25 protein-coding genes are annotated in these 23,842 nt (G+C 70.5%); 11 read left to right on the forward strand and 14 right to left on the reverse strand.

The window, feature by feature from the left end; translation table 11 throughout:
- Positions 1-107: 107 nt before the first annotated feature.
- From ACFWBY_RS23435 to ACFWBY_RS23450, 4 genes are all read left to right on the forward strand, one after another.
- Positions 108-362 (forward strand): CU044_2847 family protein, encoded by a 255-nt coding sequence (locus ACFWBY_RS23435; RefSeq protein WP_385334098.1) that lies wholly within the window; start codon positions 108-110, stop codon positions 360-362.
- A gap of 6 nt (positions 363-368) precedes the next feature.
- On the forward strand, positions 369-713 hold the full coding sequence (locus ACFWBY_RS23440; protein WP_385333926.1) for a trypsin-like peptidase domain-containing protein: 345 nt from the start codon (positions 369-371) through the stop codon (positions 711-713).
- Positions 617-1,162, forward strand: coding sequence for a L,D-transpeptidase (locus ACFWBY_RS23445; protein WP_385333929.1), 546 nt, complete (start codon positions 617-619; stop codon positions 1,160-1,162). Before ACFWBY_RS23440 ends, ACFWBY_RS23445 begins: the two co-directional genes overlap by 97 nt.
- A gap of 418 nt (positions 1,163-1,580) precedes the next feature.
- Positions 1,581-1,997, forward strand: coding sequence for a hypothetical protein (locus ACFWBY_RS23450; RefSeq protein ID WP_385333932.1), 417 nt, complete (start codon positions 1,581-1,583; stop codon positions 1,995-1,997).
- A gap of 470 nt (positions 1,998-2,467) precedes the next feature.
- Here ACFWBY_RS23450 and ACFWBY_RS23455 read toward each other — a convergent pair whose 3' ends face one another.
- Both ACFWBY_RS23455 and ACFWBY_RS23460 read right to left on the reverse strand, forming a co-directional pair.
- Positions 2,468-3,070, reverse strand: a complete 603-nt coding sequence (locus tag ACFWBY_RS23455; RefSeq protein WP_385333934.1) for an ATP-binding protein — start codon at positions 3,068-3,070, stop codon at positions 2,468-2,470.
- A 217-nt stretch (positions 3,071-3,287) separates the two neighbouring features.
- A complete protein-coding gene (locus ACFWBY_RS23460; RefSeq protein ID WP_385333936.1) occupies positions 3,288-4,373 on the reverse strand; it encodes a DUF5937 family protein in 1,086 nt (361 codons plus the stop codon).
- 99 nt (positions 4,374-4,472) lie between these two features.
- Between ACFWBY_RS23460 and ACFWBY_RS23465 the strand changes: the two genes are divergently transcribed.
- Together ACFWBY_RS23465 and ACFWBY_RS23470 are read left to right on the forward strand one after the other, a co-directional pair.
- The gene (locus tag ACFWBY_RS23465) at positions 4,473-5,747 is read left to right on the forward strand and encodes an MFS transporter (RefSeq protein WP_385333939.1); all 1,275 of its coding nucleotides are present in this window, start codon (positions 4,473-4,475) and stop codon (positions 5,745-5,747) included.
- Between the two features lie 93 nt (positions 5,748-5,840).
- Entirely contained in the window at positions 5,841-6,254 is a 414-nt protein-coding gene (locus ACFWBY_RS23470) for an SgcJ/EcaC family oxidoreductase (protein WP_385334100.1), read from the forward strand.
- 154 nt (positions 6,255-6,408) lie between these two features.
- Here the strand turns inward: ACFWBY_RS23470 and ACFWBY_RS23475 are convergent, their stop codons facing one another.
- The 8 genes from ACFWBY_RS23475 to ACFWBY_RS23510 form a co-directional block, all read right to left on the reverse strand.
- Complete coding sequence (locus ACFWBY_RS23475; RefSeq protein WP_385333941.1) at positions 6,409-7,704, reverse strand: MFS transporter; 1,296 nt, start codon at positions 7,702-7,704, stop codon at positions 6,409-6,411.
- On the reverse strand, positions 7,701-8,237 hold the full coding sequence (locus ACFWBY_RS23480; protein WP_385333943.1) for an ArsR/SmtB family transcription factor: 537 nt from the start codon (positions 8,235-8,237) through the stop codon (positions 7,701-7,703). The genes ACFWBY_RS23475 and ACFWBY_RS23480 overlap by 4 nt, the downstream gene beginning before the upstream one ends.
- Before the next feature lie 301 nt (positions 8,238-8,538).
- On the reverse strand, positions 8,539-9,333 hold the full coding sequence (locus tag ACFWBY_RS23485) for a DUF4328 domain-containing protein (protein WP_385333946.1): 795 nt from the start codon (positions 9,331-9,333) through the stop codon (positions 8,539-8,541).
- A gap of 436 nt (positions 9,334-9,769) precedes the next feature.
- The gene (locus ACFWBY_RS23490) at positions 9,770-10,918 is read right to left on the reverse strand and encodes a WD40 repeat domain-containing protein (protein WP_385333949.1); all 1,149 of its coding nucleotides are present in this window, start codon (positions 10,916-10,918) and stop codon (positions 9,770-9,772) included.
- Positions 10,919-11,328: 410 nt separating this feature from the next.
- Positions 11,329-11,982 (reverse strand): hypothetical protein, encoded by a 654-nt coding sequence (locus ACFWBY_RS23495; protein WP_385333952.1) that lies wholly within the window; start codon positions 11,980-11,982, stop codon positions 11,329-11,331.
- 63 nt (positions 11,983-12,045) lie between these two features.
- Entirely contained in the window at positions 12,046-12,597 is a 552-nt protein-coding gene (locus ACFWBY_RS23500) for a hypothetical protein (RefSeq protein WP_385333955.1), read from the reverse strand.
- Positions 12,598-12,953: 356 nt separating this feature from the next.
- Entirely contained in the window at positions 12,954-14,630 is a 1,677-nt protein-coding gene (locus ACFWBY_RS23505; protein WP_385333958.1) for an acyl-CoA dehydrogenase family protein, read from the reverse strand.
- Positions 14,627-15,271 (reverse strand): TetR family transcriptional regulator, encoded by a 645-nt coding sequence (locus tag ACFWBY_RS23510; RefSeq protein WP_385333961.1) that lies wholly within the window; start codon positions 15,269-15,271, stop codon positions 14,627-14,629. Before ACFWBY_RS23510 ends, ACFWBY_RS23505 begins: the two co-directional genes overlap by 4 nt.
- Before the next feature lie 292 nt (positions 15,272-15,563).
- Between ACFWBY_RS23510 and ACFWBY_RS23515 the strand changes: the two genes are divergently transcribed.
- Complete coding sequence (locus tag ACFWBY_RS23515) at positions 15,564-16,571, forward strand: Gfo/Idh/MocA family protein (RefSeq protein ID WP_385333963.1); 1,008 nt, start codon at positions 15,564-15,566, stop codon at positions 16,569-16,571.
- A gap of 300 nt (positions 16,572-16,871) precedes the next feature.
- On the opposite strand, the gene ACFWBY_RS23520 is transcribed toward ACFWBY_RS23515, so the two are convergent.
- The 3 genes from ACFWBY_RS23520 to ACFWBY_RS23530 all read right to left on the reverse strand — a co-directional run bounded on the left by ACFWBY_RS23520 (position 16,872) and on the right by ACFWBY_RS23530 (position 18,919).
- Entirely contained in the window at positions 16,872-17,192 is a 321-nt protein-coding gene (locus ACFWBY_RS23520; RefSeq protein WP_385333966.1) for a hypothetical protein, read from the reverse strand.
- A gap of 219 nt (positions 17,193-17,411) precedes the next feature.
- Positions 17,412-18,056 carry an NADPH-dependent F420 reductase gene (locus ACFWBY_RS23525; RefSeq protein WP_385333969.1) on the reverse strand — a complete coding sequence of 215 codons (645 nt, stop codon included), beginning with the start codon at positions 18,054-18,056 and terminating at the stop codon, positions 17,412-17,414.
- Between the two features lie 50 nt (positions 18,057-18,106).
- The gene (locus ACFWBY_RS23530) at positions 18,107-18,919 is read right to left on the reverse strand and encodes an inositol monophosphatase family protein (RefSeq protein ID WP_385333972.1); all 813 of its coding nucleotides are present in this window, start codon (positions 18,917-18,919) and stop codon (positions 18,107-18,109) included.
- A gap of 185 nt (positions 18,920-19,104) precedes the next feature.
- Here ACFWBY_RS23530 and ACFWBY_RS23535 point away from each other — a divergent pair, with 185 nt between their 5' ends.
- The gene (locus ACFWBY_RS23535; RefSeq protein WP_385333974.1) at positions 19,105-20,019 is read left to right on the forward strand and encodes a LysR family transcriptional regulator; all 915 of its coding nucleotides are present in this window, start codon (positions 19,105-19,107) and stop codon (positions 20,017-20,019) included.
- A 27-nt stretch (positions 20,020-20,046) separates the two neighbouring features.
- Positions 20,047-21,060: a VOC family protein gene (locus ACFWBY_RS23540; RefSeq protein ID WP_385409692.1), complete on the forward strand. Its 1,014-nt coding sequence runs from the start codon at positions 20,047-20,049 to the stop codon at positions 21,058-21,060.
- A gap of 182 nt (positions 21,061-21,242) precedes the next feature.
- Here ACFWBY_RS23540 and ACFWBY_RS23545 read toward each other — a convergent pair whose 3' ends face one another.
- A complete protein-coding gene (locus ACFWBY_RS23545; RefSeq protein WP_385333980.1) occupies positions 21,243-21,683 on the reverse strand; it encodes a hypothetical protein in 441 nt (146 codons plus the stop codon).
- Between the two features lie 324 nt (positions 21,684-22,007).
- Here ACFWBY_RS23545 and ACFWBY_RS23550 point away from each other — a divergent pair, with 324 nt between their 5' ends.
- Together ACFWBY_RS23550 and ACFWBY_RS23555 are read left to right on the forward strand one after the other, a co-directional pair.
- Complete coding sequence (locus ACFWBY_RS23550; RefSeq protein WP_385333982.1) at positions 22,008-23,201, forward strand: serine hydrolase domain-containing protein; 1,194 nt, start codon at positions 22,008-22,010, stop codon at positions 23,199-23,201.
- 136 nt (positions 23,202-23,337) lie between these two features.
- A complete protein-coding gene (locus tag ACFWBY_RS23555; protein ID WP_385333985.1) occupies positions 23,338-23,835 on the forward strand; it encodes a hypothetical protein in 498 nt (165 codons plus the stop codon).
- Positions 23,836-23,842 lie beyond the last annotated feature (7 nt).

Raw genomic sequence — 23,842 nt, forward strand, 5'->3', positions numbered from 1 at the left:
TCCTCGCGCCGTTCGTCCTGCCATGGCGCTCCTCATCACCCGGGATGCGGCAGCCGCCGAAATCGATGATGCTGGTCATGAGCCTCAGGCTGATCCGCCCACCGCCAATGAGGGCCTGCCGACATTCGAAGCCCGACGGATGGAGGAGGCCTGGTGACATCGCTGACTCGCGCTCCCCTGGAGGGCGGCGGCTGCGTCTTGGTCGAGGCCCCTGCTGCACCGTCGAGTTCGGTGTCACCCGGGCGGTGATGGCAGGAGCAGTGATCGCGAAGAGGCGAGCCGACGGCCACCTGAAGGTGACGGTGTCTTGGCAGCGGGATGCGATCAGCTCTCCTCCGCCTCCGGACGAAATCTCAAGGTGATCCGTGATGCCCGCTGAGGACCCCGACAACGGTGCTGGTGACACGCCGGGACTTCCCCGGGCCGTGGCTCAGGTCCTCGGACCGGACGGACGGGTCGCGGGGGTGGGCTTCCTGGTGGCCGCAGAGCTCCTCGTCACCTGTGCGCACGTCGTCGAGGTCGCGGGGAGAGGTCCCGGCGACCGTGTGGGCGTGGTGTTCCCTCATGCGGAGGCTGCCCGTGCGCGTCAGCTGGAGGGTGAGGTCCTTGACGGGCCGTGGCGAGCGCCGGCGGGCGCGGACGTGGCGGTCGTCCGCATCACCGAGCTCCCTGCAGGCGTCGGGCCAAGCACGGCCCTCGCGGATATCAGCTGAAGTTCACCAAGAACTGGGATCACCCGGACCGCTCGACCCTCTCCCTCGTCCACGACGGCATCCCGGTCAAGAGCTACCGTGCCGGGTCCGGCGTAGGAGTCACCGACGAGTGCCGCAGCGAGAAGGGATGGCTTCCCAGCGGCACCTACCAGGTGAACGGGCACCAGACCCACCGCAACAGCGACATCAAGGGCTACGCCATCCAGCTCTCCGACAAGAAGTGCCGCCCCAAGCGGGACAAGGAGGCCGTCAACCGCGACGCTCTGTTCATCCACAGCGAGATGACGAAGAACGGTGGTCAGGGCTCCACCGAGCCCACTCGATGGGACGGCGACAGGGACTACAAGTCCTGGGGCTGCATCAAGCTGAAGCCCGCCGACATCAAGGACCTGTTCTCCCGCCTGAACCAGGCCCGCTGGCCGAAGAACCTGACCCTGCAGGTCAGCTGACACATACACGGCCGAGCCCTTCGGCCGCCATCACGTGGCTCCCGGCAGCAGGCCGCCGGGGGCCACGCCTGGCTTTCGCGCGCGCAACGATCTCGGCCTGGAACGGAACGGAGTACACGCAGCAGGAACCGACCCCTGTTTCCCCCGCTGTTCCCCCGCGTTTGTCCGGCAGACATGCGCGCGCGGTCCCCTTAGGGAGGGAGAGGAGTGCGGCCGTCCCGTCCTGGTGGAGGGAGACCTGTGCCCCCGGGCGCGGGCTACGCCCACTGCGGCACCTGCGATACGTGGATATGCCCGGGCACGTCTGCCGCAAGTGCGCCGAGGCTCCGTCGGGACATGACCCCGCCGGCACCCGCCGGGCTCGGCGGCCGGCCTGGGCGAGCCGTGTCGTCATCGAACTCTGGGAGGGGCAGGAGCCGTGGATGGTGTCGCGTGGGTCGGGCTTTTCGGTGTCGGCTTCTTCCTGCTCGTGTTGGGCGCAATCATCTTCGGCGCGGGGCGGGGCGCCGGCCTCGGACCGCAATGCCCTTGCGGGCACAGCCAGGAGGCGCACCGCCGTTACGGCTCCTGCTCCGGCATCGACGGCTCGAAGGACAAGTACGACGGCGGCGGCAACTGGATCGGCTACTGGGACGAGAAGTCCTGCCCCTGCCGGGGGTTCGGTGACTCCTCGCGCACTGAGGCGAAGCGCCCGCCCACACCGCCCCGCGTCCCACCGGCGACGCCGCGTCCGGAACGGCCGAAGGGCATGCCGGACGGCTTCACGACCTTCGACGAGTACCTGTTCGGGCGGCGGCCCGACGGGCGGCGGCGCGATGACGACACGCAGCGCTGATTACCAGGTACCGCCCAGGTCAGGCGGGGCGGGCGCGGCCGGGCCAGTCGTAGGCCAAGGTGATCCGCGCACTGGCCGAACATGCTGCGGGTCGCCGGTTCCCCGGTCACCAACCAGGTCCGCGCCTACGACCAGCCGCGGGCGTGAGAGCGCCCGTCGACGCATCCGCCTCGCCCAGCAGTAGCCCGGACGTGTTCTCGTGCCCCCCACGACACCGGGCCGGGATCAGGCGGTGACACGGCAACCCTCGGCCCCTACCGATGCTCCTACCTCCTCAAAGGCTGACGTCCCCCTGACGAACCCCAGGGGAGCGCAACCCGGCGGGGCCTCGGCAATGATGTGGGCCCTGGACCGGGTCGAGGAGCTTGCCGACCTGGACATGCGCGCTCTGGATGTATCGGCGATACCGCCGCGGCGCCTCGCGGAGCTGTCGCGTACGGCGTGGACGGGCTCGGTCGTGGCGCCCGTGGTCAGGAACCTGCCCGGTCCTCGCCGTCGCGCTGATCGTCGCGCTGATCGTCGAGGTGGGCAGTCAGGTCCGGCCAGTGCTCGGACCACCGCACCAGATCGCCTGCGGTCAATGACCATCGCGAACGCAGGGCTTCGTCCGGCAGGAAGCGCACGCAGGTCCCCGTGGTCCCGTCGGCTTCGACGGGCTGCAGATCGGTCACCGGGACGCCGTGCTCATAGCGCTGGCTCCAGGATCCGTTGCGACGGCGGTTGGTATGAATCAACCACTCGCCGAGCGCTGCGACGACGGACATGCCGCGACGCCGGTGTCCGTCCGGAAGCCGCTCCGCCTCCGGAAGGTCGAAGAATCGAAGATCCTTCGTGGCCATGACCGGCTTCTTCACCACGTGGCCGTTCTCGTCGACCCGAGTGTCGGTGCCCCGGCCGTCATCCTTCACCGACACCGAGCCATCGGCATGCAGCGTGACCACACACCGTCCGCCGCCCCGGCTCGCTGCCTCGTCAGCGGCGTAAGCAACGATCTCGAGAACAAGGTGTTCGGGTCCGCCCGGTGCGAACTCCGCGGATCCCTGGCGTATCCGATCGAGATGGTCCGCGTCCACGGTGCCGGACCAATCGTGCGTGGTGTTGACCCAAGAAGTTCTTGATCCATCCATCCGGCAAGTATCCGTCGGGTTCTCGTTCAGGCTGCCGCAACGAACAGGCCTTGGCCCGGACGGCCGGACAGGGGGATGACCCCGGGGTACGACTCGGACGATGCTGCGAAACCGGCGGTCGCCCGCGTTCCGGCAGACCGAAGCCACTGAGCACCGAAGGCACTCAGCGCAGCACGGCCGACAGAAGGTTCGTGCCCAGCGCCGTCATCGCGGACACGTCGAGGGTGTAGTGGACGTAGCGACCGCGCCGCCGGGCCGTGAGCAGCCCGGCGTGGCGCAGGACGGCAAGGTGGCGCGATACCTCCGGGGGTGAAAGTTCCCAGGCGTGGGCCAGCTCGCCGGGGGTGTGCGGGCCGCGGGCCAAGGTACGCAGCAGCCGCAGCCGTACCGGATGGGCGAGCGCCTCCAGCCGAAGCGTGACGGTTTCCAGCGACACCGGCTCTGCCGTACCCGGCTCGGCCACGGGGTACTGCACCACAGGCTGCCACCCGGGCGCGTGGACCACCACCAGGTGCGGGCGGCCGAAGACGCTGGGGATGAAGGTGACCCCGGTGCCGTGGGCGGCGGTCGCCTTGTCCTGCAGTTTGTCCACGACGATGCAGTCGCCGTCCGACGCCAGGGTGACCGCGCCGGAGACCGAGGCGAGTGCCGCCCCGATGCCCATGCGCTTCAGCAGGTCGTTCTTCAGACGCAGGTCGGTGGCCAGTCGAACGGCGACGCCCGTCCAGGCGGCGTCGAAGAAGGCATCGGCGCACTGTTCCAGGGTGCGGCGCACCCGTGCCCGCACGGCGGCCGGATCTGCGAGCAGCCTTTCCGCGAAGGCCTCTTGCAGCGGGCCGCGGGCCTGGGCCAGGTCCAGGGCCCGCTCGCGCGCAGTCGCGTCGGCGAGCGGCGACGGCGCAGCGAAGCGGACCCGGTTGCTGCCGCAGGTGGTAACGAGCGCGGAACTCACATACGTTTCGTCATCGATCCGGTCCACGTCGTCCAACTCCTCGGCGAGGGTCGGCCGAGGCCGGGCGGGGACCAGGAAATCGGCTCGTGAGGAACGCCAGAGGAACTCCGCCTCCCGCAACCGCTCGGCCAGCTCCGGCCGCAGCCCCGCCCAGACGTCCCCGGCCCAGCCGGCGAGTCGCGGATGGTGCCCGGGTTCGGCCAGCACGTGCAGCATCGCGCTCAGCTCGGCCAGCGGGGAGGCGGCGAACCGCAATCGCTCGGACGGCAGGCCGCTGATGTCGATCCTCAACGTCACCCCCTCATCATCACCGACCGGATGGCCGACGACGGCGTCGGTTGACGATGTCCGTCAACCGACGCGGCCGGCCCGGCGGTTGAACGCACCGTTGGCGCCATGCCAACCACCACCAAAATCCGGCCGCGCGCCCTCGTCCGTGCCTCCGGAGGCCCCCGCTATGCCGTCGCCCTGACCGTGGACGCGCTCGGCACCGGCCTGCTCCGGCCCTTTCTGCTGCTCTACGGGGTGACCGTACTGAGGTTGTCCGCGCCCGCCACCGGCATCGCCATGACGGTCGGCGTCGTTGTCGGTCTGGTGTGCATGCCCGCGGTCGGCCAATGGCTGGACCGGGGCGCACGCAGCACGGTCGTGGCGGCGTCGATGCTGGTGCGGGTGCTGGGCGTGGCGCTGCTGCTGGCCACCCCGGCGGGACACGTCTGGCTGTTCGCGACGGCGGCGCTCTTCCTCGGCATCGGCAACCAGGCATGGCCGGCCGCCCACGCGGCTCTCGTGGCCACGGTCGCCCACGGCCGGGAACGCGACACCGCTCTCGCGGCAGGCCGCGCCCTGCGCAACGGCGGCATGGGCGCGGGCGCGCTCCTCGCCACCGCGTGCCTGGCGGGCGGCACCAGCGCATTGCAGGCGCTGGCAGCCGTCACCGGGCTCGCCTATCTCACTGCGGCGGCCTTGGCGTGGTCGGTCCACCTGCGGGCCCATCCGGCCGCTAGCCCGGCCAAGGACGGGAACGACGGGCCGCCACCCCGGATGCGCGCGCTGCTCGCCGCCAACGTGGTCTACGCCTTCTGCCTCAACGTCCCCGAAATCGCGCTCCCCCTGGTCCTGGTGACTGAGTTGCACGCATCCCCGGTGTGGTCGGCAGCCGTCTTCGTGGCCAACACGGTGCTGGTGGTCACCCTGCAGGTTCCGGTCACCGTCGTGATGTCCCGCTTCTCCCGGCGGACCGTGCTGGCTCTCGCCGGCGTGGTACTCACCGCGTCCTACCTCGGCTTCCTGGTGGCCACCTCCCTGGGACACGGCTGGGGCGCCCCGGCCGTCGCCACGGTGTCCGTGGTCTGCACCCTCGGCGAGATCATCTATGCCGGCAGCGCCACCGCGCTCGTCACCGCCCTCGCCCCGGCCCGTGTCCTGGGACGCACCCTCGCGCGCTTCCAGCTCTCCACGGGCTTCGGCCTCGCCGTGTCCCCGGCAGTCATCACCGCTCTCGCACCCCACGGCCCGGCCGCCCTCTGGGGCAGCCTCGCCGCCGCGACGCTCCTCTCCGCCTCCGCCGTCGCCGCCGAGAAGGATCAAGACGCGGCTCAGCGGTTGATGCCGCCGGGCGGGAGCAGGCTCGTGAGCTCCGCAATCGCCTCCGGCGACGGTTCGAAGTAGCGGCGGACGTTCTCCGAGCCGCACGGACGTCCGGTCATCCTCGTACCGTGATGCGATCACACCCTTGACCTCAATCACGCTTGAGGTATGACGATGGTCCACATGACCACGGATTCCACGTCCCACGCGGCAGACATCGAAGCCATCAGCCGGCTCGTCGCCACCGTCGAGCACTCCCAGCGGAACAAGGACCCCGAGGAGTTCCTGGGCCTCTTTCACCCGGACGCGATCTGGACGACGGCCCACGGCAAGGTCCTCATCGGCCTTGACGCGATCTCGGAGTTCACCCGCAAGGTCCTCCCCGCGGCGAACTGGGACGGCGAGGTCACCTACGAGGTGGCCCACGTGCTCTTCATCCGCCCCGACGTCGCGGCGGTCAAGGTCCGTCAGCGATACCTGGCCCCGGGCGAGGAGAGCGAAGGCGCCCCCCTGTACGTGATCTCCAAGCAGACCGACGGACGTTGGCTGCTGACCGCCTGCCAGAACACGGGTGTCGTCGCCGACTAGCTTGCCCGCCCCGGCCAGGGCCCGCGCGCCTTCCGGGGCCGGACGCCGCCGAGGACGAAGAGGATTGACGGCCGGCACACCCGACCGGCCCGGCAACACTTGCGCCGCGCGGGGGCCTGGCACCCGACCTGTTGTGACGCCTTCGCGGCAGGCGTCACGACACGTCGGGTGCACTCTCCCGGGCCGGATCCTTGGATGCCGGGTGTTCTGGACCGCCGGCCGGGGCGGCGGCACGCAGCGCCGCTTCGACCTGGCGGTTGCTGGTCATGGATGCCGTGACGGCCGTCATCGTCAGGAGGAGGCCGGCCGCGGCGTAGAGCGGGGTGCGGATGTCGTAGGTCGTGGCCAGCCAGCCGCCGAGGAAGGCGCCGAACGGGGCGGCGCACATGGCGAGCATGCGGGAGGTGGAGGCGACCCGGCCCATGAGGTGGGCGGGGACGATCGCCTGCCGCAGGGAGGGCGCGAGCACCATCGTGGCGCCCATGCCGGCCCCGCAGACGGCGAGCGCCACCCCGGCCACGTACGGATTCCGGGCGGTGGCGAGCCCCAGGATGGCAAGTCCCTCGACCGCGGCCGTGCAGGTCAGGGCGGTGCCGGTGCCGAGTCGTCGACCGAGGAAGGAGGCGATGCCCGCGCCGAGCAGACCGCCGGTGGCCTCCGCCGTGAGGAGCAGGCCGAAGCCGAAGGTGTCGATGCCGAGACGGTCGTGCGCGAAGAGGGCGAGTACGGTCTCCACGGCGAGGAAGGCAACGTTACCCACCGCAGGACGCAGCGCGAGCCCGAGCAGCAACCGGTCCCGGAAGACGTACGAGGCGCCGGCCCGCGCCTGCCGCAGCAGCGACTCACGGACCTGCGGTACGGGCCGGGGCGCGGCGGGCAGCGACCGTACGAGCAGTGCGGAGAGCGCGAACGACACCGCGTCGGCGAGCAGCGGAACCGCCCGCCCGAGCGCGAGCAGGGCACTGCCCAAGGGCGGCCCCGCGAAGCCGGACGCGGCGGTCTGGGTGCCGCGCAGGCGGGTGTTGGCGCGCTCCAGGAGTGCGGGGTCGCGGCCGAGCAGATCCGGCAGATAGGCCGTGGCGGCCGTGTCGAAGAAGAGTCCGCCGAGGCCGAGCAGGAACGCGACGACCGCGAGCAGTGGAATGCTCAGCACGTCGAGCGCGGCCGCGGCCGCCGGTATCGCGAGCAGCACCGCACGCGCCGCGTCCACGACCCACATCGTGCGCCGACGGTCCCAGCGGTCCACCAGTGCACCGCCGAGCACCCCGAAGAGCAGCCACGGCAGCGTTCCGGCGGCCGTGACGACGGCGAGCGCCATCGGATCCCGCGTCAACGTCAACGCGAGCAGCGGCAGCGCGGCATGCGACACCCCGTCACCGAGCGAGGACACCGTCTGCGCAGTCCACAGCCGTCCGAACCCGGTCGGCAACTTCCGAACGTCTGAGGTCACTTGGCGTCCCCTTGGGCCTGCTCGCGCGGTGTCGGGTGGAACAGTGCGAAGACGAGGGACGCGTCCGGCAGCGACGGATCGGACAGCTCCCGGTACTCGTCCGCCAGTGCCTGCAGCCGCGCCCCCAGCTCCGCGAACTGCTCCTCGGTGAGGCGCAGATGCGCCATCCGTACGTGCCGCCCATCCACGGGCGACGCCTCCAGGTCCGCCACCGCATGCCGCATCAGCACATCCGGCCCTCCCTCACCCGGATCCGGCAGCGCGATCGCCCGCGCGGCCATCGCGTAGTACCGCTCGGTGACACCGCGCACCTTCCGTGTCCGTACCACCTTCACCAGGCCGGCCCGCTCCAGCAGCCGTACGTGGTAGCTGGAACTCCCCTTCGCAAGGCCCACCCGCTCGGCGATCTGCGTGATCGTCGCGGGCTCGAAGCGGAGCACGGCCATGATCCGGTGGCGCGTGAGATTGGAGACGGCGCGCAGCTGCTCGTCAGTGGTGACGTGGAACGTCTCGGGAAGGTCATCGGTAGGCATGCGATCAATGGTCAACGAGTCTTGACCATTGAGCAAGGGGTTTACGTGTGGACTCAGGGCGTGTCGTCGCGGTGGGTGTCCGGGCGTCCGTGAAGGCATGGCCGGGCGCTCGCGCCGGTGTGCGCGGTGCTGGCACTGGAAGCCCGGCGCCCGCAAGACTTTCTGACCTGGGACTCCATGTGGGCGATGACGCCGCGGCGCTCGCCGGAGGAGGCCTCCGACGTGATCCTTCGCCTGGGCGCGGCGGCGATCCTCGCCACGGCGCTGGTCGTCGCGGCGTACGCCACCGCGCACCGGTTGATTAGGCGGCCGCGTACGGGCCCTGGGCGGCCTTGACGGTCTGCAGGGCCGTCAGCTTGCGTACGAAGACGATCGCGAGGACGGCTGCCGCGAGCGACAGCAGGCCGTACACGACGGAGGCGTCGGCGGAGGAGGCGAGCTCCTGCGCGTCGGTGGCGTCGCCGTACAGGGAGCCGTAGACACGGTCGGCGATCAGCGATGCGACCCACAGCAGCCACCACGACGTGAGGGGGGCGGTGGAGACGCGTCGGAAGGACCCGTCGGGACCGAGCTGCAGGCTGGCGGCCCAGATCTCCTTCGCCATGGCGTAGGGGAGGAAGAAGTTGCCGAGGGGGATGAACCAGGCGCCGATGGCCCAGCCACTGGAGCGGGTGACCGCACCCGGGTTGAAGATCTCGGCGTTGCCGTGGACGCGGTGGAACCACGGGATGAACGCCGCCGCGCTGGCGAGCAGGAGCGGAAGCGACACCACGGCGACGAGGCCCATCAGGGCGTCCGGCGGGGTGAGGCTGTCCGTGCCTCCCGCATCCGGATACGTACCGTCGCGCAGGACCGAGCCGACGTACAGGCCGGTTCCCGTCACGATCAAGGCGTACAGGGCGGAGATCGCGAGCAGCACCGTCGCGGCCGTCGCGAAACCCCGCGGCGAGCGCAGGACCCGGAGGGGCTGCGGGGCGAATCCCGGCAGCGGCTGGTGGGGGACCGTTTGCTGGGCGTACGCGGGGCCGCCGGGGTGCGGCGGCGTCGGCGGGGCGGGGTCGACGGGCGGCGGTGAGCCGGGCGTGCTGAAGGACATGAGTGTTACCCCCCACGGGAACATGCGAATCTGAAAGGGGCCCGCAGATGTGCGGGCACCGTCGAAGGTATGTCAGACCGTTGTGCCAAGCGCAAGGTGTTTTGGCAGGTCAGACCGGGTTCCCCAGGGGCTCGTGCGGGCGAATGGCTGATCTTGTCGCCCTTGAGCTGTGTTTGTGCACCGCCGCCTACGAGCCCTACCTCGCCCACGCACTGACAATTGTGGCAGCGCTTACCGGGCTGGAGGGCGACTTTTCGGGGCTCTACAGGTCACAGGGGGGCATTGGAGCTCTACCACGTCACGCCTGCCCGAACTGTGACGCCGAGTCCGAACAGGACCACCGAGGCCCTGGGAACGGTGCCCGACGCAGCTGACGTAGCCCTCCGAGTCGGCTCCCGCCATGACAGAGGAGTGCGCGCGTTCCGTGTCACCGGGTTCACAGCAGTCGTTGGTCCAGCGTCAGCGTTGCCAGGCCGGCCGGGCCGTGGACGTGCAGGACCGGGCCCGTCGGGCCGGTGCCGACGGCCAAGGCGTGGACCGGGGCTCCGGTGAGCAGGGTGTGCCGGAGTTCCCCGGTCGACGGGTCCCAGATGCGTACGCCGCTCGGGTTCCCCGAGGCGAGCAGGGTGCGGCCGTCGTCCAGGGGGATCGCAGCCAGGGCCGATGTGTCGGGGGTGTGCCAGTGGGCGGCTGGCGAGCCGTCGGCGGGGTCCCAGAGTTGGATGTCGGTGGAGGTCGCGGAGGCCAACAGCATCCGCCCTTGCGACGGGAAGACGCACGGGCGCAGGAAGAGCACACCACCCCTGCGGTCTTGGGACCTCAAGGTGGTGACGATGCTTTCGGAGACCAGGTCGACCAGGACGATCCCGCGCCTGCCCACCACAGCGATCAGAGTGGTGGTGCCGTCCTGTGCGGGAACCGGCGCCATTGACTCCGGGGAGCTGATGCCCGGGCGGAGGAAGGCGGAGGAAGAAGGAAGAGGCGCTCTCCGTCCCGCTGACCGGATCCCACACCACGGAACGGATGACCCGCTCCGCCTCCACCCAGACGACCATCGGCAAGCCGTCCGGCGTCGTGGTGAGGCACGTCCGCAAGTAGGGTCGCGGGCGATGGTGTCACCGAGCTGCGCCAGCGTCACGGCGGGGTTCAGGGCAGCCACCGCATCCGGCGTGAGAGGCCGCAGCTGGTACACGTCGATGCCCGCGTCCAGGTCCACCGGGGTGCCGTAGTACCTCTGGGCCCATGCCTGGTACTTCTCAGGCGTCCCCTCGACCAGGCGGCGAAAAAGCCAGTCGGATCCGTCCGGAACGGAACGGCCGCCGTCGAATTCGACCGCTCCCGTCCACCACTGCTCGTCAGCGGTCTCCCGCCACAGGCAGATGGTGATGTGCGGGGTGCCCTCCAGCCGGAAGGCCGGATCCTCGACGCAGGACCGGAACACCTCCGGGACCGTGTCGACCACACCGGGCCACGGCGTCCCGTCGCCCGCGTACGGGCTCATCGGGGACGTGTGGTCGAACCCTCGGATGTACGCTCCGGCCGCCGAGAAGACGACGGAGTACGCGTCTCCCCCGCCATTGTCCATCGAGGCCAGCTCCTGCGTCGCGGATCAGTGGGCGTCGAACCGGTGGTGGCGCAGGTACGGTGCGCCGGGCTGGAGTACCGCGTCGAGCATCGCCATCGACCGGCACAGGTTTCACAGGGAGGCGATGTCCGGCAGCCGGCGAGCGAGATCACGAGCGTTCATCGGGCCATCCCATCACGCGGCGAGAGAACGGCGGACGGAGCCCCGGTGCTTCCGGCAGTCGGCTACCGACGGCTTCGTCCTGCCTGACCGGGCCCATCATCAGGCGGCGGTGCGAAGTGCGCAATCTGCCACGAGCCGCTGCCCTCGGGCTCGGCACCGCGGTGCGGTGCGGTGCGGTGCGGTTCTGGCGCTCAGCCCCCGTCGGCCTGGTGGGCGGCTGACGGAGCGTCGGCTGCGGTGCGGTGTGCTCAGTCTGTGAGGAAGGCGCCCTCGCGGCAGGCGCGGCAGACGAAGACGTAGCCCAGCTGGCCGCCGAGGTTCATCGCGGTCTGCGTGGAGATCCCTTCCTCCAGATGCGCCGCGAATTCCGTCGTGCCGGCGCAGGAGGGGCATGCGGGCAGTCGGTCGTCCTCGAGGTAGGAGGGACTGCCTCCGAGCGATCCGAGCACTTTGCGTTGCTTCCCGAATCGTTCTTCGGGTTCCCGCTTCCATCCCGAGCGGGCAAGGTCGTATGCGTCAGGCGCGGGTTCGTCGTGGTCGCCGTTCTCTTCGGGGTCGAGCGGCACCACGTGCGTGCGGATGGCCGAAGTGGCGGGCAGGAGCGTCACGCCCGTCTCGGGCACGGCTACCGGCTGCAGTTCCTCCCGGGGGAACAGGTAGACGCGGTTCGCGCCGGCAGTCGCGTCCCAGAATTCACATGCGCCGGGGTCGTTCTGGCACACGAATACCGACAGGACGCCGTCCTCGACGGGGAGATGGGCGAAGAACTGCAGCGGCCCTCCGCAGTAGGAGCTGCACATGGGCCAGGCGAATCCTGCGGGAGCCAGCGGCACGCCCCCGGTACGCGGGACGTCGGAGTCGGCCGGTGCGGTGCCGTCGTAGATCATCAGAGTTGTCTGCATGGCGAGAGGCTACGGGCGGCCCATGACATGGGAGCCTGCATGCCGTCCACTCCAGTGGTTGCGCTAGACGCTCAAGTGGCTGTTCGTAGACGCCGGTCCAGGGCAGGGGCACGGGTCTTTGCGCACCACTCGCGCGTTGTCGACGTACAGGAGCAGCGCGCCGTCCTCCGGGCATTTCAGACCGACCGAGATCCCCCGCAGCGTCGTACCGTCCACCGTCGTGCTGTCCACGCCGAAGGACAGCGCGACTGCGGCCTGGAACACGTCGTGGCCCGCGGGGCAGCGGGGCAGGTCCGACGGCTCGAAGCCGGGGCCCGGAGAGGCGGGGGGCAGCGGGGCCTCGGACGGTTCGAGCGTCCACGGGTACGCCGGCGGGTACACGTCCCCGTCCGCAATGCCGACCGGAAAGCAGCAGCCCACGCAGAAGCACTCGCCCTTGGCGACTTCGAGCCCGCCGCTCTCGGGACCGCATATCTCGCACTCGACGGCCAGCGTCTCGACCCGTCCGCCCGGTTCCAGGCGCGTGGCACTGCGCACCAGGCGCAGCACGTCGTCGTGGCCCGCCGACGGTTTCCCCGCCGACCCGTACGCCGTCCACCCGGCTTCCTGATCCATAGCCTGATCCTCGCACGCGGTCACACGGGCGGTCGGATCACTTCGTTCCCGGGCCGCTCCGGATCGTGGCCATGGCCGATGCCAGACGGCTGATGCCCTGCTGTGCCTCGCGGATGCCCCGGTATCGCCCCGGACCCCGACTGCCCGACCGCGCGCCTTCACCGAACTCTCGCGACCTGTCCCCGCGGCCAGTGCACCGGTTCCCGACCGGCGGCATTCAGCGGCTCGCCGGCCCGGCATCGAGTGGGCCCCCTGATTGCCCGCCAACGGACACCCCGATGACTGCCCCGCAATCACTCGGGCCGACGGTCCGGCCCGGGGCGACCGGATGTGTCCGATGAGCCTGGGCCGTCCGTTCAGGTGGCCGCGCCGGGGATGCGGTCGATGACACCGGCAAGGTCGAGGCCGGTGGGGAGGGTGCCGAAGGCCAGGCCGCGGTCGCCGGCGAGCCGCGAGGCGCAGAAGGCGTCCGCCACCGCGGTGGGTGCGTACCGGACCAGCAGGGAGCCCTGGAGCACCAGTGCCATGCGCTCGACCAGCCGGCGGGCGCGCAGTTCGATGTCCGCAGTGGGCACCAGCTGGTCGCGCAAGTCCCGCCAGGCGGCGTCGAGGCGGGCGTCGGCGCCCGCGGCGGTTTCGATCTCGGCGCGGAAGGCCTCGAAGGAATCGGGTTCGCGGGTCAGGGCGCGCAGCACGTCGAGGGTGCTGACGTTGCCGGAGCCCTCCCATATGCCGTTGAGCGGCGCATCGCGGTAGAGCCTGGGCATGCCGGATGCCTCGTCGTAGCCGTTGCCGCCGAGGCACTCGATCGCCTCCGCGACCATCGCGGGCTGCCGCTTGGTGACCCAGTACTTGCCGGCTGCCGTGGCGAGCCGCAGGAAGGCCCGCTCCTGGTCGTCGCCGCGCTGTGCGCGGTCGGCCGCACCGGCGACGCGTAGTGCCAGGGTGGTCGCCGCCTCCGACTCGACGGCCAGGTCGGCGAGGACGTTGCGCATCAGGGGCTGGTCGATCAGGGTCGCGCCGAAGGCCGCGCGGTGCCGGGCATGGTGGGCGGCGTGGGTCAGCGCGGTGCGCATCCCCGCCGCCGAGCCGAGGATGCAGTCCAGCCGGGTCATGGTCACCATCTCGATGATGGTTCGCACTCCGCGGCCTTCGGTGCCGACCAGCCAGGCGACGGTGTCGTCGAACTCGGGCTCGCTGCTGGCGTTGCTGCGGTTGCCGAGTTTGTCCTTGAGCCGCTGGATGCGGAAGGTGTTGCGGCTGCCGTTGGGGAGCACCCTCGGCACCAGGAAGCAGGAGAGTCCGCCGGGGGCCTGGGCGAGCACCAGGAAGAGGTCGTTCATCGGGGCGCTGGTGAACCACTTGTGGCCGCGCAGTCGCCAGGTTCCGTCGGGCTGCTTGGTTGCGGTGGTGGTGTTCGCGCGGACGTCCGAGCCGCCCTGCTTCTCCGTCATGCTCATCCCCGCCAGCAGGCCGCGCTTGCCGGCTGGAGCCCGCAGGCCGGGGTCGTAGACCAGGCTGGTCAGCAGCGGCTCGTATACCTCGGCGAGTTCCGGGGCGGAGCGCAGTGCGGGGATCACGGCGTAGGTCATCGACACCGGGCAGGTGTGTCCGGTGTCGGTGAAGCTCCACACCATGAACCCCGCGGCGCGTGCTACATGGGCGCCCTGCTTGTCCTCGGCCCACGGCGCGCCGCCGAGGCCCTCGCGGATCGCGACGTCCAGTAGGGCGTGGTAGGAGGGGTGGAAGTCGACCTCGTCGATCCGGTTGCCGTAGCGGTCGTGAGTGCGCAGCACCGGCTCGTAACGGTTGGCTTCCTCGCCCCAGCGCTGTGCCTGCTCGCTGCCGGCCAGGCGTCCCAGACGGTGCAGGTCCTCCACGTACCACTCGGCGCCCTCGCGGCATACGCCCTCGAGCAGGACCGGGTCGTCGGCCACGTCGTGGCCGACCAGAGGAGGGACCTGGTTGAACACCTCATGCGTACGCGCGGTGGGGTTGCTGCGCAGCGTGAGGTCGGCGGCAGTTGCAGTCATCGCGTGCACTCCACGGGTCGAGGGGTTGCCGAGGCGGGGCGGGCGCCCGCGCAGCGCAGGGACATAGCGGTCAGTTCGGTGACCAGGTGGTCTGCGGCGTCTTCGTCGGGTACGGACAGCGGGTCGACCAGGACTTCGCCGATCGCGCCGGTCAGGGCTGCGGCGGTGATCTGCGGGTCCTGGTCGGGCAACAGCCCGGCATCGACGCCTTCGCGGATCACCTCGGCGAACAGCTCGCGGTAGCGGCGCCGGAACTCCAATCGCTCGGCGCCGACCGCCGGCTCGGCCGGGGCAGCCAGCAGGGCTTGGGCCAGGCCACGCGCCTCCAGGGCGCGCCGCGCGAAGACGCCGACCCCCAGGGCCAGCCGCTCCACCGGGTTGCCGTCGCCCTGCCGGAGCACCTCGCCGAGCACTTCCACCTCCCGGGCCGAGGCGCGGCGGAAGACCTCGATGGCCAGTGCCGCTTTGGAGGGGAAGTGCTGGTACACCGAACCGGCCGACATCCCGGCTGCGGCGGCGACCGCGGTGATCGAGGCGCCGGCCCAGCCCACATCGGCCACCACGCAGGTGGCCCGTTCCACCAGGCGTTCCCTGGCGGTGGCCAGGCGGTCCTGCTCGGCAGGTGTCTTGCGGTATGCCATACATGAAGTGAACCACCGTTCAGAGCTTCACGCCAAGCCGCCAGGCCATGTCGTACACGGCGATTTCCAAGCTTCCGAGAGGCCGTTCCTCTCCCGACCCAGCTTTCCTTCGGGTGTTCCAGCAGGTGAGGTGTGCAACGGCGGCTCATTCATCGAGGATGTGCCGAACCCGCCGGGACGCCGATCTTGTCGTGGGCGAAGAACAGCAGGCCTGGATGACGGTTGCCTGGCTGTGCAGCCTCCCGTACCGTACTGCCCGCAACGCAGCATTGGTCTAGACAAGAGGTGATCCGTGGACTCGGCTCCTGAACTCCCCATCCGCTGGGGCATCCTGGCCACCGGGGGTATCGCCGCGGCGTTCACCGACGATCTTCACCGAACCCCGGGCGCGGTGGTCGCGGCCGTCGCCTCACGCGACGCAGGGACAGCACGCGCGTTCGGCGCCCGGCACGGGATCCCGCGAGCTCACGGATCGTGGCAGGGTCTGGCCGACGATCCGGACGTGGACGTGGTGTACGTTGCCACGCCGCACGCCCACCACCATCCGGCCGTCAAGATGCTGCTGGACGCCAGGCGGCCCGTCCTCTGCGAGAAGCCCTTCACCGTGAACAGCGTGCAGGCGCGGGAACTGATCACCCTCGCCCGCGAGCGCGGCACGTTCTTGATGGAGGCCATGTGGATGCTCCTGAACCCCGCCCTGCGCAAGGCAGCCGACCTCCTCGCCGACGGTGCGATCGGCGAGGTCCGCTCCCTCCACGCCGAACTCGGCTGGCGTGCCGAAGTCGACCAAAACCACCGGCTCCGCGACGTTACCGCCGGCGGCGGCGCCCTGCTCGACGCAGGTGCCTACCCTGTCGCGCTGGCGCACTTCCTGCTCGGCAGCCCGGACCGCATCCACGCGCAGGCCCACCTGACGCCGGAAGGCGTGGACGAGCACACGAGCATCCTGCTCGGCCACCCCGGCGGGGCCACCGCATCGCTGACCTGTTCCTTCGCCGCCACCTTGAGCCAGGCCGCCGTCGTCTACGGCACACGTGGACGCATCGATATCCCAGCGAACCTGTTCAACCCGCCAGGGATCGTCCTCCATCGTGAGGGACTCGACCCGATGCACTTTCCCGCCCCGGCCGTCATCGGCCACGGCTACGTGCCGGAGGCCGCCGAGGTGATGCGCTGCCTGCGAGCCGGGCAGACCGAGTCACCCTTGGTGCCCCTGGACGGCACCCTCGCGGTTCTCCGTACGCTGGACGCCGTCAGGCAACAGATCGGCCTGCGATACCCGCACGACGATCACGACTGATCTCCCCGATTGCCTGCGTGGCTGCGTGGCTGCCTGGCTGCCTGGCTGCCTGGCTGCCCAGACAGTCGCCGACCACCGCGGCGGTGGCGTACGGCACCCGGCGAGGACGGGCAGGAACCGAACGGTCCCGCCGGGTGCCCCTGCGGGAGTCGACCCGAGACCGCACGACGGTACGGGCTCGACTGCCGGAGGACACGCAGCCGGCCGGGGCCCACGCGGAGACGTGCCAATGGCCTCGAACAACTGGCCAACCCATCAAAGAGACACGCGCCAACCGTCCGCAGCGCCAGGGACCGACTGTCAGTGGCGTCGGTTCTTCGTAGGCCCGCTAAGGCCGGTGATGGGCAGGGTTGGGCCCGGACGGATGTTCGTGACGGGCAGGCCGTGCTCGGCGCGCAGGCGCTCGGCAACAAGCGAGCGTTGGCATGCCCGCGGATCGCGCTCGACGCAGAAGAGGGCGGTCACCGAGCCGCTCGGAAGCTCGGCCACGAGCGCGCCGAGGTCGAACGGGTCGAGGTCGAACGGGTCGAGGATCTCACGGGTGTAGCGCTCGGCGTACTCGGGCGCCGGCGCGACGCGGTTGCGTTTGCCACGCCCTGACGCATCGTCATCGCGGGACAACCACGATCGCGTTGCCGACCTTGCGTTCGGTGGGTGCGGTCGCCTGCCAGCTGTCCATAGGGCGGTTGTAGAGGGTCTCCCGTTGATCAGGAGGGTGGTATCGCCCCCGGAGCCGAGGCTCAGCGTCACTTGCAGCCCAGCGGGCGCTGTCCCTGCCGGCACCCGGCCGCCTCGCACGAGCCCGCTACCCGGTTTTGGTCTGAACCGAGTCCTGGTGGGTCAGCGGGCGAGGGAGACGGCGAAGGGCTTCAAGCCGTGTCGGCGCAGGATGTGGGGCACGACCAGGATCATGGCCTCGGTGGCGCGGGCTGTGGTGATGTCGCCGAGATCCTCGATCCGTTCGGGCTGCCAGCCCAGGTCGCCGAGCAGGCCGGTGACGGTCTTCTTCGCGTGTTCGTCATCTCCCGAGAGATAGGCGGTCGGTGGGATGGCCAGGGTTTCGGGAGCGGTCATGACCATGAAGAGCATGGTGTTGAGGGTCTTGACCACATGGGTGTCGGGGAGCGCGGACTGGAGCTTCTCGGCGAGGCTGCTGCCGGGATAGCACAGGTCGCCGGGCAGGCCGTCACCAGCGTCGCGGGTGGCGTTGGAGACGTCGACGAGGATCTTGCCGGCTAGTTCGGCGCGCAGGTCGGTGAGGCGTGCCAGCGTACTGTGGCCGGGCGTCGCGTTGATCACGATGTCCGAGGTGCGGGCAGTAGTGCGCTGGTCTGCGAAGGCCACCGGCGGGGCGAGCCCAATGGTGCGGGCGGCGGCGCCTTCTGCGCTCCGGCCGCCGAGGGTGACATGGTGTCCGGCTGCGGAGAGCTTGCCGGCGAGGTTGGTGCCGACGCGGCCGGCGCCCAGGATGCCGATGCTGGTCATGCGGTGATGCTCCTTGCGGTATCGGGGTGGGGAAGCGCGGAGACTTCCGGTCAGTCGGTCGGTGAGAGGACCTTGAGGGCGGCGCCGTGGACGCCGGGGGCGGCGGCCAGGAAGTCGCGGCTTCCGGTGTTCCAGGGGTCGCCCGCCAGGTCGGTGACGGCGCCGCCGGCCTCGGAGACCAGCAGGGCGCCGGCGACCAGGCCCGAGCGGACGTCGGAGAACTGCCAGAAGGCGTCCATGCGTCCGGCGGCGACGTGGATGAGCTGCATCGTGGCGGGAACGGACACGCGCACAACCAGCCCGTTGATGAGCATGGCGGTGACGGAGTCACCGATCCGCCGGAAGGTGCGCTCGCCCTCACCGGGCTTGGCCTGGCCGGTGCCGATGAGCGCGGCGCCCAGGTCGGTCTTGGCGGACACCTTCAGGGGCCGGTCGTTGAGGCGGGCACCGCCGCCGGCCACTGCGGTGTAGGTGTCGCCGGTCAGCGGCAGGTGGACGACGGTGAGTACCGGCTGGTTGTCGCGGACCAGGGTGGCGGTCACGGCCCAGTCGTCCATGCCGTGGACGTGGTTGATGTTGCCCTCGGCGGGGTCGACGACCCACCACTCCCCCGGCGGGAGCGCGCCGCCGGCCAGCTCGTCCTCGGCCCACCGCGCCCCTCGCCGGGCCCGCAACAGGGGTTCCCGCAGCACGTCCAGCACCGCGTCGTCGTTGGCGTGGATCTCGCCCACGACCTCGTCCAGACTCACGCCCCGGGCGTGCGGGGTGTGGCGGGCGCGCAGCGTGACGCCGGCGGTCTCCACCGCAGTTGTCACGTCGGAGAGGAGCGTCGTACCGGCGTCGAAAGGCATGGTTGTGCTCATGGTGGGCTCCCTGGGATCGGTCGAGGCGGGGCGGTCGAGGCGGGGCGGTCGAAGCGGGGCGGTCGAAGCGGGGCGGTCGAAGCGGGGCGGTCGAAGCGGGGCGGTTGCCTCGCCCCCGCACTTCGAAGGTAGGCCGCTTGGTCATTAACAACAAGTGCATGCTTGTCACTTGTAGAGTTACTGCCATGCAATTGGATCTGAACTTGCTCACGGCCCTGGACGCCCTCCTGGAAGAGGGCAGCGTCGCCGGCGCGGCAGCACGCCTCCACGTCACCGCACCGGCGATGAGCCGCTCCCTGGGCCGCATCCGCAAGGCCACCGGTGACCAGATCCTGGTCCGCACCGGCCGCAGCATGGTCCCCACCACCCGCGCGCTGGCCATGCGCGCCCAGGTCCACGCTCTGGTGCAGCAGGCCCACCAACTTCTGTCCGCGCAGCAGGAACTCGACCTGGCGGCTCTGGACCGGGTGTTCACCGTGCGCTGGCACGACACCCTGACCGCCGCATGCGGCACCGCGTTGACCACGGCAGTCCACCATCAGGCCCCCGGCGTCCGGCTGCGCCTGTCCGCCGAACCCGGGACAGACGACGCCGAGCTGCGCCGGGGTGAGGTCGACCTCGAATCAAGCTCCAGCGCTCCGACCCTCCCCGACATCCGCCACCGCCTCGTCGGCAGAGACCGGCTGGTTGTTGCCGTCCGCGCGGGCCACCCGCTCACCGCAGGCCCGCTGAGCCTCGAGCGTTACGCCGCCGCCGAACACCTCACCGTTTCGCGGCGCGGAAGCCTCCGCGACCCGATCGACGACGCTCTGACCACACGCGGCCTCGAACGACGCGTCGTCGCCGCCGGGCCCACCGCCGCCTTCGCGCTGAGACTCGCCCTCGACACCGACCTGGTCGTCACCCTCCCCGACGCGGTCACCCGCACGGCCCGGGAGCAACTGGGCCTGGCCACACTGCCGCCGCCGATCCCGCTGCCCGACGTACCCCTGTACCTGCTGTGGCACCAGCGCTACGACAACGACCGCGCTCACACCTGGCTGCGAGAGCTGGCCACCGAAACCGTCCAGGCACTATTCACACCGCCGACCGCCTCTTGAAGAGGATCCAGCCGCTTGCCTCGGGCCATGAGGACCAGCTTCGTCCGTCGGCACAGGGGGCGGAAGTGCTCTCCGCGGGCTTCCCGGTGGGCCTACGGTGAGGCCATGCTTCACGACATCACGCGCTTACATCACGTCGGCCACGTCGTCAGCGACATGGCACAGGCCATAGCGCTCTACCGGCGGCTCGGCTTTCAGGTTCCGCCGCCCAGCGTGCCGGCGCTGGCACCCCGTGAGGGTGCCGCGCCAGAGCCCTTCGGGGCAGCGAACACCCACGCCGACCTCTCCCGGAGCTTCGTCGAGTTGGTGACCCCGGTGGAGTCCGGGAACATGGCGGGCCTGCCACCTGACGCGCGGATCGTTGCGCTCCAGGCACCTCCGGAGAAGCTCTTCCTGGTCCTGTCGCGGATCGAGGCGACCAGCGCCCAGCTGGCCGGATGGCGTGATCGCTTCGAAGGACTCCACATCCTGATGTTCTCCTCGCCGGACATCGACGGCACGGGAACCCGGCTCACCGCTGCCGGCGTCGACCACGGAGGGGTGAACACCGTCGGCCGACCGGTCGAGACCCCCAACGGCGTGCGCACGGAACCCGTCCGCTACCTGGAGATCGACGGTGCGCCGGAAGGCCGGGTCGGCGTCGTTGCCGACTTGGACCCGGAATATCAGGACACCCGTCACCTCGACCACCCCAACGGCGCCCAGGACCTCGTCGAGGCGGTGCTGTGCGTACCTGACGGACAACTCCCCCTGGTGGGCCAGCGGTACGAGCAGTATCTGGGCCGGCCGATCTCCGCAGAGGGGCCGGTTACCCTCGTGGCCGAGGCCGACCTCCCGGATCTGCTGCCGGGTGAGGCTGCGCCCGCGCTCCCGGCGCTTGTCGCCTACACGGTCGCCGTCCCTGACATTGCCCGGGTGCGTACGCTGCTTGCAGAGAACGGACTGCCCGTACGCGAGACGGCCCGAGGGGAGATCTTCGTTCCGGCCGAAGCGGCCCTCGGTGCAGCTCTGATCTTCCGGGAGATCCGAGAGGGGGCATAGGGGCACTGCATTACCGCATTTCCGATGGCGCGGCTCGTTGGCAGGTGTCAGAGGTTCGCGGTCACCCTTCCGGGACCGGTGCGCAAAGCACAGTGCCTTCGCACACCGGTCGGCCAGGCTCTGCAGCGTTGGATAGTCGGATGACCACCATCTCGACGCGAGTGTGCGCGGGTGATCCTCGCTCAGCGGCGGCCGGTGGCGAGGACGACGAGGAACTGGCCGCCGCCCGCCTCGATGGCGGCGGTCACCGGCAGCCCCGGTACCAGTCGGGAGAACCGGTCCACCAGCCAATCCGCCGCCTCTTGTGCGTCCTTCCTGGTCGGACAACGGCCCACGATCTCGCGGCCCCCCTTGCGCTCCAGCCTGTCGGCAACGGCGATCAGCGGCGCGGGTTCGACTACGTACAGCCGCTCCGGCCAGGCGATGACCACCTTGACCGCGCCCTTGCGGGTGTTGCACCCGCGGTGTGCGAGCCGCTCGGCGACCTTGGCCTTCCGGTCGGCGGTCCGGCTGTCGACACTGGGCCCACGCGGGTCGTTCACCGACTCGTCGGGGTCGACCGGTTCGTCACACACCCAGCACTGCCAGCCGTCGCGCTCGGCCACATCATCAAGGAGACTCATCCGAGCAAACTAGCCTGCCCGGCCGCCACCCGCGCACCAGGGGCCCCGGCAAGGTCTCAACCCCGGCCAAGAGCGCTGCACCGTCTCGGCCTCACCGTAAGCCCGAGCACGAAGGCGGTCATCCTCTCCTCGGCTACCGCGCGGGAAGGATGGGTCGGCGCCGGCAACGGACATGCCCACGGCAGATGACCAGTCAGCCGAGACCAGCCGACGAGGGGCCGGATGGGCCACGGCTCGGCGGGCCGCGGCCGCGTCGCCGTCGGCAGCGGTACGGCTCCTGCCATCGTGGGCCCCCGCGCTCCGTCTTCCCCGGGAGGTACCTCCGTGTCCCCACGCCCGTATGGCCACGCCGGCCGGATCCGCCCGTCACTGCGCCTGGCTGCCACCACCGCCGTGTGCGGCGCCGTGCTCGCCGCCTCCGTGCAGCCCGCCCAGGCCGGCGCGGACCGCAATTCGCCGCCCCGGGCCTCTCTGCGCCAAGAGCTGCGGGAGCTGGTGGAGAGGCCCGACGGCCCTCCCGGAGTCATCGCCGTGCTGCGTAACGGCGACCGTACGGAGACCTACCGGGCAGGTGTGGCCGATGTGGAGAGCGGCCGGCTGCCGAAGGCGACCGACCACATGCGGATCGCCAGTGTCGCCAAGGCCTTCAGCGGAGCGGTGGCCCTGGGACTCGTCGACCGGGGACGGCTGCACCTGGACGACACGATCGGCGAGGTGCTGCCCGGTCAGCCTGCTGCCTGGCACAGGGTGACGCTGCGCCAACTGCTCAATCACACCAGTGGGTTGCCCGACTATTCCGCCTCGCAGGGGTTCATCGACATCGTCTCCGAGGACCCCCGCCACCACTTCGATTCCCGGGGCCTGCTGGAGTTCGTCGCCGACGAGGAGCTCGAATTCCGGCCGGGCAGCCGCTACCAGTACTCCAACTCCGACAACATCGCCGTGGCCCTCATGGCCGAGGCCGCCACCGGACGCCGGTACGAGACGCTGTTGCGCGAGCTCGTCTACGAGCCGTTGGGCATGGAAGCCACGAGCCTGCCGCAGGGTTACCGGCTGCCCGTGCCCTTCCTCCACGGCTACCAGATCGATCCGCAGGCCGGGCCCGTCGACGTCAGTGAGGCCGTGAGCGCCTCGGGGGCCTGGGCAGCGGGGGGCATCGTCTCGACGCCGAAGGACCTGACCGCGTTCATCCGGGGCTACGCGGGCGGCGCGCTCGTCTCGGACCGCACCCGACGGCAGCAGTTCAGGTTCATCCCCGGCGCTCTGTCCCAGCCTCCCGGACCCGGTCGCACCGAAGCCGGCCTGGCGATCTACCGCTACACCACGCGCTGCGGGGCGGTGTACGGCCACACCGGCAATACGCCCGGCTACACGCAGTTTGCGGCGGCCACGGCGGACGGCCGGCGCTCGCTGACCTTCTCGATCACCACGCAGACGGCCCTCAACAGCAACCCCGACCTGTTGGCACAGGTCCGGGAGGTCGAGGAGGACTTCGTCTGCGCCCTGCTGCGCGGGTGACCCAGGCGGTCGTGGAGACCGCCGAGGCCGTACGCGCCGTCAGCCGCGATTCCCAGCGGGTGCGAGGTTCACACCGATGGGGGAAGCTGGGAACGCCGTAGTGCCGGCGGGGGCAGAGTGGCGAGGAGGGTCCTTCGTGAACGTTTCAGCAACCGGCCGTCCCGTACGCACGTCCCGCCGGTGCCGGGTGCGCATGGCCACCCTGCTGTGCACGGCGGCGGCCATGACGGCCGCCGTGATCCCGGCCTCCGCGCACCCCGGTGGTACGTCATCGGCCCGGATCGTGGATCCTCTGGATCCGGTCGTGGTCGTCGACTGTTTCTCCCAGGCGCAGATGCGCCCCGAGGAGTACCTCCTGGCCTGCGGTGACGGTAACAACCGCCTCGTCGGACTCCGGTGGGACACCTGGGGGGCGAAGAGCGCGACGGCCACCGGCACCGACATGGTGAACGACTGCCGCCCCTACTGCGCGGCCGGCCGTTTCCGCGCCTACCCGGTCACGGTGACCTTGGGCAATCCGCAGGCCTGGCCCGAGCACCCCGACGTCCGGCGCTTCACGACGATCAGGATCCTCTACACCGACACCGCACCGGAGCCGGTCCCCAAGGACGTGACCTACAAGCTCGTGTACTGACGGAAGG

The organism is Streptomyces sp. NPDC060049 (genome assembly GCF_042736715.1).
Taxonomy (GTDB): domain Bacteria; phylum Actinomycetota; class Actinomycetes; order Streptomycetales; family Streptomycetaceae; genus Streptomyces.

What these genes read in the sequence shown, in the direction of transcription:
- ACFWBY_RS23435 (WP_385334098.1), top strand. Translation starts at nt 108, where the DNA reads ATGAGGGCCTGCCGACATTCGAAGCCCGACGGATGGAGGAGGCCTGGT.
- ACFWBY_RS23440 (WP_385333926.1), top strand. Translation starts at nt 369, where the DNA reads ATGCCCGCTGAGGACCCCGACAACGGTGCTGGTGACACGCCGGGACTT.
- ACFWBY_RS23465 (WP_385333939.1), top strand. Translation starts at nt 4,473, where the DNA reads ATGCCAACCACCACCAAAATCCGGCCGCGCGCCCTCGTCCGTGCCTCC.
- ACFWBY_RS23470 (WP_385334100.1), top strand. Translation starts at nt 5,841, where the DNA reads ATGGTCCACATGACCACGGATTCCACGTCCCACGCGGCAGACATCGAA.
- ACFWBY_RS23480 (WP_385333943.1), bottom strand. Translation starts at nt 8,237, where the DNA reads ATGCCTACCGATGACCTTCCCGAGACGTTCCACGTCACCACTGACGAG.
- ACFWBY_RS23485 (WP_385333946.1), bottom strand. Translation starts at nt 9,333, where the DNA reads ATGTCCTTCAGCACGCCCGGCTCACCGCCGCCCGTCGACCCCGCCCCG.
- ACFWBY_RS23490 (WP_385333949.1), bottom strand. Translation starts at nt 10,918, where the DNA reads ATGGACAATGGCGGGGGAGACGCGTACTCCGTCGTCTTCTCGGCGGCC.
- ACFWBY_RS23495 (WP_385333952.1), bottom strand. Translation starts at nt 11,982, where the DNA reads ATGCAGACAACTCTGATGATCTACGACGGCACCGCACCGGCCGACTCC.
- ACFWBY_RS23500 (WP_385333955.1), bottom strand. Translation starts at nt 12,597, where the DNA reads ATGGATCAGGAAGCCGGGTGGACGGCGTACGGGTCGGCGGGGAAACCG.
- ACFWBY_RS23505 (WP_385333958.1), bottom strand. Translation starts at nt 14,630, where the DNA reads ATGACTGCAACTGCCGCCGACCTCACGCTGCGCAGCAACCCCACCGCG.
- ACFWBY_RS23510 (WP_385333961.1), bottom strand. Translation starts at nt 15,271, where the DNA reads ATGGCATACCGCAAGACACCTGCCGAGCAGGACCGCCTGGCCACCGCC.
- ACFWBY_RS23525 (WP_385333969.1), bottom strand. Translation starts at nt 18,056, where the DNA reads ATGACCAGCATCGGCATCCTGGGCGCCGGCCGCGTCGGCACCAACCTC.
- ACFWBY_RS23530 (WP_385333972.1), bottom strand. Translation starts at nt 18,919, where the DNA reads ATGAGCACAACCATGCCTTTCGACGCCGGTACGACGCTCCTCTCCGAC.
- ACFWBY_RS23535 (WP_385333974.1), top strand. Translation starts at nt 19,105, where the DNA reads ATGCAATTGGATCTGAACTTGCTCACGGCCCTGGACGCCCTCCTGGAA.
- ACFWBY_RS23540 (WP_385409692.1), top strand. Translation starts at nt 20,047, where the DNA reads ATGAGGACCAGCTTCGTCCGTCGGCACAGGGGGCGGAAGTGCTCTCCG.
- ACFWBY_RS23545 (WP_385333980.1), bottom strand. Translation starts at nt 21,683, where the DNA reads ATGAGTCTCCTTGATGATGTGGCCGAGCGCGACGGCTGGCAGTGCTGG.